Origin of the sequence: Bacillus paralicheniformis (genome assembly GCF_001042485.2) — a bacterium.
GTDB lineage: Bacteria > Bacillota > Bacilli > Bacillales > Bacillaceae > Bacillus > Bacillus paralicheniformis.
Map to the genome: position 1 here is coordinate 259,552 of NZ_LBMN02000004.1, position 15,721 is coordinate 275,272.

13 protein-coding genes are annotated in these 15,721 nt (G+C 47.3%); 7 read left to right on the forward strand and 6 right to left on the reverse strand.

All coding sequences use genetic code 11. The annotated features are described in order from the left end of the window. Positions 1-68: 68 nt before the first annotated feature. Entirely contained in the window at positions 69-410 is a 342-nt protein-coding gene (locus ACH97_RS23345) for a hypothetical protein (protein WP_155121659.1), read from the reverse strand. Between the two features lie 284 nt (positions 411-694). Between ACH97_RS23345 and ACH97_RS03585 the strand changes: the two genes are divergently transcribed. From ACH97_RS03585 to ACH97_RS03605, 5 genes are all read left to right on the forward strand, one after another. Next, positions 695-2,101, forward strand: coding sequence for a cytochrome ubiquinol oxidase subunit I (locus ACH97_RS03585; protein WP_020453436.1), 1,407 nt, complete (start codon positions 695-697; stop codon positions 2,099-2,101). After that, positions 2,088-3,104, forward strand: coding sequence for a cytochrome d ubiquinol oxidase subunit II (cydB, locus tag ACH97_RS03590; protein WP_020453435.1), 1,017 nt, complete (start codon positions 2,088-2,090; stop codon positions 3,102-3,104). The genes ACH97_RS03585 and cydB overlap by 14 nt, the downstream gene beginning before the upstream one ends. Beyond that, on the forward strand, positions 3,104-4,828 hold the full coding sequence (cydD, locus tag ACH97_RS03595) for a thiol reductant ABC exporter subunit CydD (protein ID WP_023856942.1): 1,725 nt from the start codon (positions 3,104-3,106) through the stop codon (positions 4,826-4,828). Before cydB ends, cydD begins: the two co-directional genes overlap by 1 nt. Next, complete coding sequence (cydC, locus tag ACH97_RS03600; RefSeq protein ID WP_023856943.1) at positions 4,825-6,576, forward strand: thiol reductant ABC exporter subunit CydC; 1,752 nt, start codon at positions 4,825-4,827, stop codon at positions 6,574-6,576. The genes cydD and cydC overlap by 4 nt, the downstream gene beginning before the upstream one ends. Before the next feature lie 165 nt (positions 6,577-6,741). Next, on the forward strand, positions 6,742-7,593 hold the full coding sequence (locus ACH97_RS03605; RefSeq protein WP_020453432.1) for an NAD(P)H-hydrate dehydratase: 852 nt from the start codon (positions 6,742-6,744) through the stop codon (positions 7,591-7,593). Between the two features lie 37 nt (positions 7,594-7,630). Here ACH97_RS03605 and ACH97_RS03610 read toward each other — a convergent pair whose 3' ends face one another. From ACH97_RS03610 to katA, 4 genes are all read right to left on the reverse strand, one after another. Next, complete coding sequence (locus ACH97_RS03610; RefSeq protein ID WP_020453431.1) at positions 7,631-8,656, reverse strand: pectate lyase family protein; 1,026 nt, start codon at positions 8,654-8,656, stop codon at positions 7,631-7,633. A gap of 335 nt (positions 8,657-8,991) precedes the next feature. After that, positions 8,992-9,945, reverse strand: a complete 954-nt coding sequence (gene hemH, locus ACH97_RS03615; protein WP_048350102.1) for a ferrochelatase — start codon at positions 9,943-9,945, stop codon at positions 8,992-8,994. Between the two features lie 6 nt (positions 9,946-9,951). Further along, on the reverse strand, positions 9,952-10,368 hold the full coding sequence (locus ACH97_RS03620; protein WP_020453429.1) for a Fur family transcriptional regulator: 417 nt from the start codon (positions 10,366-10,368) through the stop codon (positions 9,952-9,954). A gap of 114 nt (positions 10,369-10,482) precedes the next feature. After that, a complete protein-coding gene (katA, locus tag ACH97_RS03625; RefSeq protein ID WP_020453428.1) occupies positions 10,483-11,940 on the reverse strand; it encodes a catalase KatA in 1,458 nt (485 codons plus the stop codon). A gap of 184 nt (positions 11,941-12,124) precedes the next feature. Here katA and ACH97_RS03630 point away from each other — a divergent pair, with 184 nt between their 5' ends. Both ACH97_RS03630 and ACH97_RS03635 read left to right on the forward strand, forming a co-directional pair. Next, on the forward strand, positions 12,125-13,723 hold the full coding sequence (locus ACH97_RS03630; protein WP_020453426.1) for a catalase: 1,599 nt from the start codon (positions 12,125-12,127) through the stop codon (positions 13,721-13,723). Between the two features lie 306 nt (positions 13,724-14,029). Beyond that, positions 14,030-14,461: a hypothetical protein gene (locus tag ACH97_RS03635; protein ID WP_020453425.1), complete on the forward strand. Its 432-nt coding sequence runs from the start codon at positions 14,030-14,032 to the stop codon at positions 14,459-14,461. 19 nt (positions 14,462-14,480) lie between these two features. On the opposite strand, the gene ACH97_RS03640 is transcribed toward ACH97_RS03635, so the two are convergent. Continuing rightward, positions 14,481-15,692: an MFS transporter gene (locus tag ACH97_RS03640; RefSeq protein WP_020453424.1), complete on the reverse strand. Its 1,212-nt coding sequence runs from the start codon at positions 15,690-15,692 to the stop codon at positions 14,481-14,483. Positions 15,693-15,721 lie beyond the last annotated feature (29 nt).

The following is a 15,721-nucleotide window of genomic DNA, read 5'->3' on the forward strand; positions in this document are numbered from 1 at the left end:
GTATTTTGTTTGAACAAATGTATGGTTCGATTTTCATAGAATAAACAGGGTATCGTTATTGTTTATTTTCAAGTAATAAATATTCCATCCATTCGTAAAAGCCTGAGGGAGCGATGTTTCAAAAATAGCTCGACAGGGAGGGATACGGCAGCAAGCAGGTAAATGCGCAGTGTAATCAGCAAGTGCTGCATGAAGGCATAGATGAAGGACGTGCGCAAAAGGCTGAGGGAAGATTTCACAGATTGGACAAAATAGCAGGACTTTCCGTCAGGCGTTTTCAAGCTGAAGGAAAGCGCCGAATTTGTTTGATTGCATATAACGGTATTCTTTTGATCCGCAAGGCTTTGCGCAGAGAATCGCAATCGTTGAATGACGAAATGCTCCGCGGGAATGAGGGGCATTTTTCTCATGCTGATTTAGTTCTTGTTAACCACAGTGTCACAAAATAGCTATAATTTCTTCGGATAATTGTCACAATGACATCCATAAATTAGGGAATATGTACTTTATTTAAGAAGGGATTCGCGGTAAAGTACAGGTATAAATAACCATCCGGATAATAACGGAACATCAATGTGGGCCAAGGTCACCCTTTTGTCTGTGATCATATTCATAAGATTCATGTGAAACTTTGAGCAAGGGTGATGCCATTCGGCAACGGTCCGGCTAGAACAAAGAGGAGGAGACTGGAACAGTGGACGAACTCATTTTGGCAAGATTTCAATTTGCTTCAACAACGATCTTTCACTTTATTTTTGTGCCGATGTCAATCGGGCTTGTCTTTATGGTTGCTTTAATGGAAACTCTATACGTCGTAAAGAAAAAAGACATTTACAGAACGATGGCTAAATTTTGGGGGCACTTATTTTTAATTAATTTTGCAGTCGGTGTGGTCACCGGGATTCTACAGGAATTTCAGTTCGGAATGAACTGGTCGGAGTACTCCCGCTTTGTCGGTGATGTATTCGGCGCTCCGCTCGCGGTGGAGGCGCTGCTTGCTTTCTTTATGGAATCGACGTTTATCGGTTTGTGGATATTTGGCTGGGACCGGCTTCCGAAGAAGATTCATTTGCTGTCCATCTGGCTTGTTTCGCTTGGAACGATCATGTCGGCGTTTTGGATTTTAGCGGCCAACTCGTTTATGCAGGAGCCTGTCGGATTCGCGATCAAAAACGGCCGCGCGGAAATGACCGATTTCTTTGCGATTATTAAAAATCCGCAGCTATGGGTTGAATTTCCGCACGTCATTTTCGGTGCGCTTGCCACCGGAGCGTTTTTCATTGCCGGTGTCAGCGCGTATAAAATGCTGAAAAAACAGGAATTGCTCTTTTTTAAAAAATCCTTTCAAATCGCGATGATTGTGGCGCTTGTTTCCGGCATCGGCGTAGCGTTCAGCGGACATGAGCAGGCCCAGCATCTGATGAAGAGCCAGCCGATGAAAATGGCTGCCAGCGAAGCGCTTTGGGATGACAGCGGCGATCCTGCAGCTTGGACGGTGCTTGCGAACATTGACGCGGACAAGCAGGAAAACAAATCAGAGCTCAGCATCCCGTATGCGCTCAGCTATTTGGCTTATAAACAATTCAGCGGCGATGTGCCCGGAATGAAGACGCTGCAAAAGCAATATGAAGAAAAATACGGAGAAGGAAATTATATTCCGCCGGTGAAAACGACGTTCTGGAGCTTCAGAATCATGGCCGGTTCAGGACTTTTAATGATCGTTGCCGCTTTGACTGGCCTCTATCTCAGCTTCCGTAAAAGACTTGAAACAAGCAAATGGTTTTTGCGGACGATGGTGGCTTTAATCGCCTTTCCATTCATTGCAAATACGGCGGGGTGGATCATGACTGAAATCGGACGCCAGCCGTGGACGGTGTTCGGTATTTTGACAACGGCGCAGTCCGTGTCGCCGAACGTATCAGCGGGAATGCTGCTGTTTTCCGTCATCGCGTTTACAGCGATTTATCTTGTACTGGCGCTCGTTCTTGTCTACTTGTTTGTGCGGGAGATTAAAAAAGGGGCTGCACACCATGACCACCATCATGACGATTCCGTATCGACAGACCCGTTTGATCAGGAGGTTTACCATGGTATCTCTTAATGAACTTTGGTTTATATTAGTCGCTGTGCTGTTCATCGGTTTTTTCTTTCTTGAAGGTTTTGATTTCGGCGTCGGAATGGCGACCCGGTTTCTCGGGCGCAACGAGCTTGAACGGAGGGTGATGATCAATACGATCGGCCCTTTCTGGGATGCCAATGAAGTCTGGCTGCTGACTGGGGGAGGCGCGATTTTCGCGGCTTTTCCAAACTGGTATGCCACGATGTTCAGCGGATATTACATTCCGTTTGTCTTTGTTCTTCTTGCATTGATCGGACGCGGAGTCGCGTTTGAATTTAGAGGGAAAGTCGAAACCGCAAAATGGAAGAAAACATGGGATTGGGTCGTATTCTTCGGCAGCATTCTGCCCCCGTTTTTGTTCGGTGTTTTATTTACCAGTATTTTGCGCGGTATGCCGATTGATGCCGATATGAATCTGCACGCCGGTTTTACTGACTATGTGAACGTCTATTCCGTAACAGGGGGAGTCACCGTTACACTTCTCTGCCTGCTGCACGGCCTGATCTTTATTACGTTGAGAACGGAAGCCGATTTGCGCGACCGGGCAAGACAGCTGGCTAAAAAAGTCGTATTCGCCGTTTTGGCGGCGCTTGTTGCCTTTGTTGCTTTATCCATTTTTGAAACGGACTTGTTCACGGGCAGGGGACATGTGACGATACCTCTTGCGGCTCTGATTGTCGTTTGTTATGTGCTGTCGATCGTATTTATGAAACAAAAACGCGACGGCTGGACATTTGCTATGACAGGGGCTGGGATCGCCCTCACAGTGGCGACGATTTTCACTGCGCTGTTCCCGCGCGTCATGATCAGCTCGGTCAAAAGCGCATATGATTTAACGGTTTATAATGCTTCATCAGGAGACTATTCTTTAAAAGTGATGACGATCGTCGCGCTGTCACTGCTTCCGTTCGTGCTGGGCTATCAGATCTGGAGCTACTATGTTTTTCGAAAACGGGTCAGCAGTAAGGAGCCAATGATTTATTAATGGGAAAAGATCTTTTGCAATATAAAGGAATGAAGCGAATTCTTGCAGCACTCACCGTACTGACATGCATGCAGGGCGCAGCTATTATCATGCAGGCCGAATGGCTTGCTGAAGCGGTGACCCGCCTTTTTAACGGCGAGCGGGTCGGTTCGCTTGTTCCGCTGATCATCTTATTTACCGCCGCTTTTTTATTCCGCCATGCCGTGACCCTTGTCAGGCAAAGGCTGATTTTTGATTATGCCGCCAAGACGGGGGCCGACCTGCGGAAAAAGTTTTTGGAGAAGCTTTTCCAATCCGGCCCCGGACTGGCGAGAAAAGAAGGAACAGGTCACGTCGTCACACTCGCGATGGAAGGAATTGCGCAGTTTCGCCGCTATTTGGAGCTGTTTTTGCCAAAAATGATCAGCATGGCTGTTATACCGCCGGCGGTTGTCTGTTATGTCTTTTTTAAAGACACATCCTCCGCTGCAGTCTTAATGATTACGCTGCCGATTTTAATCGCATTTATGATCCTTCTCGGCTATGCGGCAAAGAGAAAAGCGGACAGCCAGTGGAAGACGTATGAGATGCTTTCAAATCATTTTACTGATTCCTTGCGCGGCCTGGAAACATTGAAAGTGCTGGGCATGAGCCGTTCACATACGAAGAATATTTTTCATGTGAGCGAACGGTACAGGAAAGCGACGATGGGCACGCTTAAAATTGCCTTTCTGTCTTCGTTTGCACTGGATTTTTTCACCATGCTGTCCGTGGCAACCGTAGCCGTTTTTCTCGGTCTCGGTCTTGTTGACGGCACTATCATACTGGAGCCGGCGCTAGCCATTCTGATTCTTGCGCCTGAGTTTTTTCTCCCTGTCCGGGAAGTCGGCAATGACTATCATGCTACGTTGAACGGACGGGAAGCCGGTAAAGCGATCAAGGCGATATTGGAGTCGCCCGGTTTCAAGGATGAGGCGCCTTTGGATCTTGAGCGATGGTCAGACAACGATCAAATCGAGTTCAAGGATGTAGAGGTGCGGCATGATGAGGAGGAAAACTCCTCATTATCCGGCATTTCTCTATCGTTTAAAGGAAAGAAAAAAATCGGAATCATCGGAGAAAGCGGTGCCGGAAAATCTACGCTTATCGATGTGCTCGGCGGTTTCTTGGAAACGAAAAGCGGCGTGATCAAAGTCGGGGGAAAAGAGAGGACGCATTTGCAGACAGACAGCTGGCAAAATCAGCTCCTGTATATTCCGCAGCATCCCTATATCTTTCCGGATACGCTCGGAGCCAATATCCGTTTTTATCATCCCGGCGCTTCTGACGAAGAAGTTGAACAGGCAGCAAGAGCCGCCGGGCTGACGGAGCTGATTGATCAGCTTCCGTCCGGCTTAGAGGAGCGGATCGGTGAAGGCGGGAGGGCATTAAGCGGCGGACAGGCGCAGCGCACAGCCGTTGCCCGGGCTTTCCTAGGCAACCGTCCGATTCTCCTTTTAGATGAGCCGACCGCTCACTTGGATATCGAAACAGAATACGAATTGAAAAAAACGATGCTGAAATTGTTTGAAGACAAGCTGGTTTTTATGGCAACTCATCGTCTTCACTGGATGCTTGATATGGATGAAATTATCGTGCTGAAGAATGGACAGGTGGCTGAAACCGGTACACATCAAGAATTGATTGAAAAGCGGGGCGTTTATTACGAGCTTGTGCAGGCGCAGTCGTTTGGAGGTGCATCATGAACAATGAAGACGGGTGGATTCTGCCCTATATCAAGAAAAATATAAGGCTTTTGATCATTGTCGTGTTGCTTGGCGGATTGACGGCATGCTCGGCTGCAGCTCTCATGTTTACCTCCGGTTATTTAATATCCAAAGCGGCTACGCGTCCGGAAAATGTTTTGATGATTTATGTCCCGATCGTAGCGGTCCGCACCTTCGGGATTCTGCGCTCGGTGTCGCGCTATGTTGAGCGATTGACCGGACACCATATCATCTTGAAAATTTTATCCGATATGCGCGTCAGGCTTTACAGGATGCTGGAACCTCAAGCTTTAAAATGGCGTGAACGCTTTCGGACGGGGGATATGCTCGGCATTTTGGCCGACGATGTTGAGCATTTGCAGGACATGTATTTGAGAACGGTATTTCCCGGGCTGTCGGCGCTTCTTTTATATGGCGTATTCATCACTGCTATTGGCTTTTTTTCATGGCCTTTTGCAGGGCTGATCGCGATCTATGCAGCGGTTTTCGTGTTTCTTGTTCCGCTTGTTTCCCTGCTTGTGACAAGGGCGAAAAATGTTGCGCTGAAAAGAGGACGAAGCCTCTTGTACCGTCAGCTGACAGACGCGGTCATGGGCGTGAGCGACTGGGTGTTCAGCGGCCGGCAAAACGACTTCGTCCATGCGTATGAAGCGGCAGAGCAGGAATGGCTGGCGATCGAAAAGAAACGGATGCGCTTCAGTCGTTGGAGGGACTTTGCCATGCAATGCCTGGCGGCAGGACTTGTTCTTCTGATGTTAATATGGGCGGGCGGACAAAGCGCGGAAGGCGCCCTGGCTCCTGTGTTTATTGCAGCGTTTGTCCTTGTTGTGTTTCCTTTGACAGAAGCTTTCTTTCCGCTTTCAGACGCAGCGGCGTCAATCCCTGAGTATCAGGATTCTTTAGAAAGAATGGACGGGCTTGAGCCGCCGAAAAGGGAAGAAATTGGAGGCGCTGTTCAGCAGGAACGGGCGGAGGCTGTAGGTTTGGACGATGTCACGCTTCGCTTTGAAGATGTTTGTTTTTCTTATGAAGAAGGCCATCCGGTGTTGGACGGTGTTTCATTTATATTAAAGCAGGGGGAAAAGACCGCTTTGCTCGGGCCGAGCGGCGCTGGTAAATCGACGATCTTGTCGTTAATACAAGGGGCGCTCGCTCCTTCTAAAGGAAACATTACATTGAACGGCATTTCTGTGCAGTCTCTTCAGGGAGAAATCTCACGCGCAGTCTCCGTTTTTAATCAGCAGCCGCATCTGTTTGATACGACGGTTTTGAATAATATCAGGCTCGGAAACCCTGACGCGAGCGATGAGGACGTGTATTGGGCGGCGCGCCAGGTGAAGCTTCACGATTATATTCAGTCTCTACCCGAAGGATATCATACATCTGTTCAGGAAACGGGCATTCGTTTTTCAGGCGGAGAACGTCAGCGGATTGCATTGGCGCGGATTCTGCTGCAGAATGCGCCAATCGTTGTATTGGATGAACCGACTATAGGTCTTGATCCTAAAACAGAGAAAGAGCTTCTATCAACGATGTTTCAAGTGCTTGATGGAAAGACGGTTCTATGGATTACACACCATTTGGCAGGAGCCGAAGCGGCCGACCGGATTCTGTTTTTAGACAAAGGGAAGCTTGCAATGGCAGGGAGCCATCAGCAGCTTTTGGAAAACAATCCGCGCTATTCAAGACTTTATCGTCTGGATGCGCCTGTCGGCCGGCTTTCTTAGTAGAAAACCGCAAAAGACAGCTTCAAGTCGAGAAGCTGTCTTTTTTTATATGGCCCGCTCATCAACTGCTTTTATTTTGCATGTTAAAGAGCGGTGAAGGGTATGATTCAGTTAGTATTTAATTAAACGTTTGTTTAAACTTTGTATTGAAAGGTGTGATCCGGGATGTCTGCAGAACAATTGCCGATATGGACGAAAGACTGTGTGAAGGGCTCATTGCCGAAAAGGGGGAATGGAAGTCATAAAGGAACTTATGGAACCGGCCTTTTGCTCGCGGGAAGCGATGATATGCCGGGAGCGGCTCTCCTTGCAGGAATTGGGGCGATGCGGAGCGGTCTTGGAAAGCTTGTCATCGGAACGTGCGGAAGTGCCATTCCGTTGATCGTCCCCGTTCTCCCTGAAGCGACGTATTGGCGGGACGGCTTAGAAAAGGCGGCGTCCGGCGAGATTGCCGAACCTTACCGGGCGATTGCGATCGGGCCGGGGCTGCCGCCTTCGCAAATGACTGAGCAAGCGGTCCGGAATGTATTGACGAAAGACTGCCCGGTTGTCCTTGATGCGGGTGCTCTTTCAAAACGAACGTATCAAGAAAGGGAAGCACCGGTGATATTAACGCCGCATCCGGGGGAATTTTCGAAAATGACAGGCTTGTCCATTCAAGAAATTGAGACGAACCGGGCCGGTTATGCTCGAGATTATGCAGAGGAACACGGTGTTACTCTTGTATTGAAAGGCAATGAAACGATCATTGCTTTCCCGGATGGCAAGTGCTGGAGGAATGTAACGGGAAACGGGGCGCTGGCAAAGGGAGGAACCGGAGATACGTTAACCGGGATGCTTCTCGGAATGCTGTGCTGTCATGAGAATCCGAGAGAAGCGGTGTTGAATGCTGTCCACCTGCATGGCGCATGTGCTGATGCATGGACAAAGACCAGATCGGCCCATACGCTTCTCGCACATGAACTTTCCGATCTGCTGCCTACGGTTTGGAAAGCGTATGAGGATGGAAATGAGTGAAACGCTCGGAATGCCTCCGAACGTTTCACCTCAAAGTTTATGGATTGACTTTGCCGACTCCGGCATTTTGTTTGATGATTGATTTTACATTGTCGACATTGTCGAGTGAGTAGCTGTATGGCGGATTATAGGTTGTAGTAGAGGTAGTCGGCATGCTGCCCCTGGAGTTTATAAATTTGTTGTTGGATACATGCCAATAGCCTGGTGAACTGCTGTACCAAGAGACAATTGGATCTTTGGCGTTTTCAAAAAGGTTGTTCTCAATTTTGATACGTGCGCCCATTCTCGAATTAATTCCGCTGTCGATGATCTTATTGAAATAGTTGTTGTAAATGTGGCCCTCTCCGAAACGGAATGACGGCACCCGCGAATTCAGATTTTCGAACCAGTTATGGTGGAATGTAATCGTCCGGTTGTAATTGTCGCTGTCCGATGAGCCCATCAGCATGGATTTCCAGCCATCGTGCACATAGTTCCAAGAGAATGTAATATATTCGGCGTCTCTTTTGACGTCAAATAATCCGTCATAGTAATCTTTGTCAACGTTCAGGCTGTGGTAAAGCTCGTTATGATCAACCCAAATGTTTTTAGAAGGGCCTTCAATGCCGATCGCGTCTTTATCGCCGGAAGCTACTTTGTGAATTTTTAAGTTGCGGATGATGATGTTGTTGGCGCGCCATACTTTAATGCCGATGCCTTTGAGTTCGCCTTTGGTCCCTGACCCGACAATCGATACGTTTGACACGTCTTTGACGTCAATCTTTGATGTAGATGTATTTGAGGTTGTAATGGTGCCGTTGACATAAATTTTTAATGGCGTATTTGCATTCTTATTTTTTAATGCCGCAATGAGCTGATCTCCCGTTGTTACGGTTACCGTCTGACCGCCTTCTCCGCCTGTTGTTCCGCCGTTTAGTGTCGCGAAGCCTTTTAAGCTGAAATCGGCAAGCGGATTTACTTTGCCCGAGCTTAACGAAGAAGCTGCTTCTGCCGAAACCGCCGCTGTCAAAGACCCGATAACCCCTAATACAAAGATAAAGATGATGCTGATTAATTTCTTCACATTCATTCCTCCTATTCTTTTTTCATTCCGCCGCTATATAGGAAGCGCTTACAATTACGGCGGATGCCAAGTGATGGACACTGATGATCCCTCCCTTTTATTGGAATCAGAGAGAGCATAGCATACGTTTCTGAATAATCTGAATAATCATGATGTGAGTTGGATTTGCGCATAAGCTGGTGATTATGCCAAATGACACGAATCTGAGAATAAGCGCATTTTTAGTTGAAGGTCTTTCATCATAATGGTGCAAAAAAAAGAATCTATGGAAATGAATAGCCATAGATTCTGCTTCTAAATCATGTTTTCTTCAGTTTTTCATTTTTCGGAGCGATTTACAGTCCCGCTTTCTCCTGTTCTGTGCTGTTGTATGTTCGCTCAACGACTGCGGCAAGCGTATCGATGAAGCGCGGATCGGTGTTCGGCATAGGCGGACGGTGATAGCTTGCGCCAAGCTCGTCCGTAACCGCTTTACACTCATAGTCGTTGTCATACAGCACTTCCAAGTGGTCAGAGACAAATCCGACCGGTGCGTAAATAAATGACCGGAAGCCTTCCTGATACAGTTCTTTTGTTAAGTCTTGGACATCCGGACCAAGCCACGGATCGGGTGTGTTGCCCTCACTTTGCCAGCCTACGGCGATCTGGTCAAACGACAGTTGTTCTCCGATTAGTTGGGCCGTTTTCTCGAGTTGATCCGGGTATGGATCTCCATGCTCCTTGATTTTTTCCGGCAGGCTGTGTGCTGAGCATACAAGAACCGCTTTTTTTCGTTCTTTTTCAGACATGCCGTTTAAAATGCTGCCGATTTCTTCAGACCAATAGCGAATAAAGCCTTCTTCCTGGTACCATTCGTCAATCGATGCGATCCGGGAGCCGCCGATTGCTGCTGCGGCCTGTTTGGCGCGCCGATTGTATACTTCGGTACTGAAGGTGGAATAGTGGGGAGCTAAGACGACGGAAACGGCCGCTTCAATTTGGTCTTTTTTCATTTGTTCAACCGCATCCTCGATAAACGGAGAGATGTGTTTTAAGCCGAGATACATCACGTATTCGACCTCATCTTGGCGCTCGTTCAACGTTTTTTCCAGCTCTTTTGCCTGAGCGAGCGTAATTTCCGCGAGCGGAGAGATTCCGCCGATATGCTTGTAGCGTTTTTTCAAGTCTTCAATCATATCATCGGACGGCCGTTTTCCATGACGGATATGCGTGTAATACGGAATGATATCTTCTTCCTGATAAGGGGTTCCGTATGCCATGACTAACAGGCCGACTTTTTTTCGGTTCATATGTCTTCACCTCTGCTGCTGTTCTTGGCATGTTGTACAGATTCCGTAAATCCCTAAATAATGCGAGTTCACTTTAAAGTTCGTCAATTGTGCTGCTGCATGCTCAACCTCTTTGAGGTGAGGATAGTCCAGATCAGCGATTTTTCCGCATGATTTACAGACAACATGATAGTGCTCTGATGTAAATAATTCATATTTGCTTTTTGCGTCTCCGTGGGACAGCTCTTTTAAAATGCCGAGCTTCACAAATAATTTCAAGTTGCTGTAGATTGTCGGGAGACTCATGTACGGCAATTCCCGGTGAATGTCTTCCGCCGATGGGTGGCCGCCCAGAGAAGCAATCGTTTTTAAAATCAGGACGCGCTGAGCCGTTATTCGTAAACCCCGCTTCTTTAAGAAAGGGACGAGCTGTTCGTCTTCCACACGTAACATCCCCTGTCGTTCTTTGATTAAGGTCAGGCACCCGCATGCTTAAGAAGACGGGTGCCTGTACCTGAGAAAATGAGAATATTCATTGAGAATGATTGTGATTTAGCCTTAAACTTCCTGCGGAACGGACAAGCCCAATCCTTCGGCAACTCGTGTGCCGTACTCCGGATCTGCTTTATAGAAATGCTGAATTTGCCGAAGCTTGATTTCGTCTTTTGTCACCTGCTTCATCGAACCTACGATATTGCTGACAAGACGAGTCCGCTCTTCTTCGCTCAAGAGGCGGTAAAGATCGCCAGCCTGTGTGTAGTGGTCGTTATGGTCGTAAGAAGTGCTGTCCGCCGAACCAGACACCGGATAAGCCGTTGTTTTGTTTTCAGGAGATTCCTGAGGGCCTCCGAAGCTGTTCGGTTCATAGTAGACAGAGCCCCCGCCGTTTGAATCAAAGCGCATTTGTCCGTCTCTTTGATAATTATGGACGTCCGCTTTCGGACGGTTGATCGGCAGGCTGTTATGGTTTGCGCCGACGCGGTAGCGGTGCGCATCCGCATATGCGAACAGGCGTCCCTGGAGCATTTTGTCGGGAGACGGTTCAATGCCGGGCACCAATGTTCCAGGGGAGAATGTAGCTTGTTCAACCTCTGCGAAATAGTTTTCCGGATTGCGGTTTAGAACCATGCGGCCGAATTCAATCAGCGGATAATCTTTTTGCGACCATACTTTTGTAACATCGAACGGATCAAAACGGTACGTATCCGCATCCTCCAGCGGCATGATTTGAACGTACAGCTTCCATGCCGGGAAGTCTCCTTTTTCAATCGCCTCATACAAGTCCTGTGTATGATAATCGGGGTTTTCACCTGCAATCTTTGTCCCCACTTCTTCGGTCAGGTTTTTAATGCCTTGTTCTGTTTTGAAGTGGTATTTGATCCAGACGCCTTCTCCTTCGGCATTCACCCATTTGAATGTGTGGGAACCGAAACCGTGCATGTGCCGGTAAGTGGCGGGGATGCCTCTGTCAGACATCAGGATGGTCACCTGGTGAAGGGACTCTGGAGACAATGACCAAAAATCCCATACGGCATCCGGGTTTTTCAAATGTGTGACCGGATGGCGCTTTTGTGTATGAATGAAATCAGGGAATTTAATCGCATCGCGAATAAAGAAAACAGGTGTGTTGTTTCCGACGAGATCATAGTTCCCTTCCTCTGTATAAAATTTAACAGCAAATCCGCGCGGGTCGCGGACGGAATCGGCTGAACCGTTTTCGCCTGCAACAGTGGAAAAACGGACGAATAACGGTGTGCGTTTTCCGACTTCTGATAAAAATTTGGCTTTTGTATATTTGGAAACGTCATTTGTGACTTCAAAGTAACCGTGCGCACCGGCGCCTTTTGCATGCACAACTCGTTCAGGCACACGCTCTCTGTTGAAGTGGGCGAGCTTTTCGAGCAAGTGGACGTCCTGAATCAGCGTCGGTCCGCGTGAACCAGCTGTCATTGAGTTTTGGTTGTCTCCAACGGGAGCGCCCCAGCTGGTTGTTAGGTTGTTTTTATTTGTCGTCATCAAAGGATCACCTCGCGTAAATTTTAATTATAAAACAATGATAACATTTCTCAAGAAAAAAACAATATTTATTTATAATAATTATAAAGAAAAATTCATTATCGTTGATTAAATATATTAAAACTGAATAACTCCCTTCATTTGGGATAAGTTATTATTAATTCCAAATAAAGGAGGTACGGAGATGGATCAGCATTCAAACGAGCAGAAATCTGACATGGAGACGGATGAGACGTTAACGAACCGGCAGGGCCACCCGATCACAAACAATCAGCATATCAGGACCGTGGGCAACCGGGGGCCTTCCACATTGGAGAACTATGATTTCTTGGAGAAGATCAGCCACTTTGACAGGGAGAGGGTTCCCGAACGGGTCGTCCATGCCAGGGGGGCCGGAGCGCACGGCTATTTTGAAGCTTATGGAACAGCAGGCGATGAGCCGGTCTCAAAATATACGAGAGCAAAACTGTTTCAGGAAAAAGGGAAGAGAACCCCGGTGTTTGTCCGTTTTTCGACGGTGACCCACGGGATATCTTCACCGGAAACGCTTCGCGATCCCCGCGGATTTGCCGTTAAGTTTTACACGGAGGACGGGAACTGGGATCTAGTCGGAAACAACTTGAAGATCTTCTTTATCCGCGATGCGGTGAAGTTTCCTGATTTAATCCATGCATTTAAGCCGGACCCGGTTACGAATTTGCAGGATGGCGAAAGAATCTTTGACTTCATTTCCAACACGCCTGAAGCCATGCACATGATCACATTTTTGTTTTCTCCTTGGGGCATTCCGGCAAACTACCGGCAGATGCAGGGGTCCGGTGTCAACACGTACAAATGGGTAAACCAAGAAGGAGAAGCCGTCCTTGTGAAGTATCACTGGGAACCGAAGCAGGGCATAAAAAACTTGACGCAAAAAGAGGCGGAAGAAATTCAGGCGAAGAACTTCAATCACGCTACACAGGATTTATACGAAGCGATTGAGCGGGGAGACTATCCCGAGTGGGAGTTGTTCGTTCAAATCATGAGCGATGATGAGCATCCTGAACTCGATTTTGATCCGCTTGACGATACGAAGCTATGGCCTGAGGAGCAATTTCCTTGGCTTCCTGTCGGCAAAATGGTATTAAACAAAAATCCCGAAGACTACTTTACAGAAGTCGAGCAAGCGGCATTTGGAACAGGGGTTCTTGTCGACGGACTTGATTTTTCCGATGACAAAATGCTTCAGGGACGTACGTTTTCCTACTCTGATACACAGCGATACAGGGTAGGGGCCAACTATCTGCAGCTGCCGATCAATGCGCCGAAAAAAAGGGTGGCAACCAATCAGCGGGGCGGCCAGATGCAGTACAAGGTCGACTTAGGCAAAAATCAAAGCCCGCACATCAACTATGAACCTTCAACTATCAACGGGCTGAAAGAAGCGAAGCAGGACGGCAAAGAATATACACCGCATGTCGAAGGAAATCTGGTGCGCGAAAGTATCGAAAGGCAGAATAATTTCAAGCAGGCCGGGGACACGTACAGGCATTTCGAAGACTGGGAAAAGGACGAGCTGATTACGAATCTGGTCAATACACTTGCCCCCTGCGATCAAAGAATTCAAACGAAAATGATCGAGATGCTCAAGCAATGCGACAAGGAATATGGCAGCAGGGTCGAAGAAGGATTAAAAAACGCTTCCAGCCAAAATACATCCAGCCGGGAGCCGATCGGGGCAGAAGGCGCCGAAGATGCGCCGAGACAGGCGGAAGAAAAAGGCCATAGTGAAGATCCTTATTAAAGGATCTTCATTATCTATTCAAACTGATATTAAGATATGGATGCGCTTCAGCGTATCCTTTTTATTTTGGAATAATGGAGACAATCGGTTCAGCAGTGGAGGAAAAAGAAGAATACAGAAAGAGGTTTAGGGTGTTCGCTCCAATTTGTCGAGAAAATAACGAGCAAAAGAAGCTTATCCCCGCTTACTCCCTTTTACCAATATTTCCCTATATTCAACAAATGTACAAATCCACAACAAAGAAGCAAACGGAAAATATGGTAAAATTAAACATGTATAAAGAGTTGAAAAAAAGGAGGAGTTTTCATGTTGAAAAAGTTGGCAGCGGTCGTTTTCATGTTGGGAATCATGCTTTGCGGTGCTGGCGGAACGTCTATTTTGGCATACGGAAAGTCAATTTCTCAGGAATCGATTCATCCCTACAGCACGGCCTATACAGATGTCAAGGTGGTTGGCAAAACAGTCCGCTTTTATATTAAAGGATTGGAGAGTCCGTTTAATCAGACTTATTATGAAAGAGTCGCATGGACAAGCACTGATGAGGAGCCTGATACATTAAAGGACAACATTTTATCTGTGAAAATACCGGCAAAAACGGGAAGCAGGTATGAGGCAAACTCAAGCGAAAGGCTTGAGCTGATCAGAGAAAAGGTCAATTCAGGTGATATGGTTTACGGATGGGCAAAAGCGCAGAATGGCAATTGGTATCCTGCCGGCTCTGCTAAAATATCTTATTGAGCAAGGCAAAAAGCAGGCATCATCCCCGCCTGCTTTTTGTACGTATCGAAAACTGCTTTGAAACGAGCATCACTCCTGCCCCTGCTAATGACAAAGCCCCGGCAAACCAAAAAACCTCCCGCAGCCCGAACAGTTCAGCCGTTTTTCCCGCCACAACCGGTCCGAGAAAAAAACCGAGCGCATAAAAAGATTGATAGAAACCCATCACAGACATTTTGAGCTGAGGCGTACCAAGCTGGACGACTTTGCTGACCAAAAGCGGAAAAATAAACCCCAATGTCAGTCCTGTCACGGCGTGGATCACACACACTGCGAAAAGGTTCTCGGCAAACGGCAGCAAGGAAAAGAAAACAGCCGTTATCACATAAGATATCCATATCAGTGCATCGGCGGCCTTTACTTTGTAAAAGATACACCACACGGAAGCCAGCGTTTGCGGAACAAAAAAAGCGCACATAATCCAAATCAGCTGCTTCTCATCAATGCCGACCGATTCCGCGTAAATCGGCGTGAACCCGAACACGGTCATAAATAGCACGGCATGGGCTAAAAACGATAATGTTGTAATCGCTTTTAAATTAGGAAGACGCAACGTCTGTTTAACATAGTCTGACAAAGCCATCCCTTTGGCCGTATGGCGGGGGCAGTTATCTTTAATGTAAAATGACAGAATCAGCCCGATGCACGAAACGGCAACACCGATCCAAAACGGAAACATCCAGCCGAACAAATGGACGAGGTATCCGCTGACAGCCATGCTGACAAATTGGGGGAGAACCGTTAAAAACTGCAGGATGCCCATCGCTTTTGACGATTGATCTTTTGTGAAATACTGCGAGTATAAAACGGTTGCCATCACCCACATCGCCGCAGTCATACCGGCGAGCAGCCTGGCCGTGATCACCATGATGAACGAATCGGACAACAGAAATATGCAGCAGCTCAACAGAGACATTGCAAAGCCGCTGATCAACAGCTGTTTTCTAAGCGGCGAAAGAACATCTGACAGGATGCCGAACGGAAACCGCAGTAATATCTGGGTGACGCCGTAGCTTCCGAGTATTATTCCTATCGCTGAATATGAAAATCCGATGTTGTCTAAATATAATCCGAAAACAGGGACATAGATGTATGTAGCAAACCAGAAACAAAAGACGGCACCCCAAAAGATGATATGATCTTTCCTTAAAATTTGTTTTTCTTCATAGACGATTTGTTTTTGCAGTTCCATCCCTTTTTACTCACACCCCTTTAAATTCC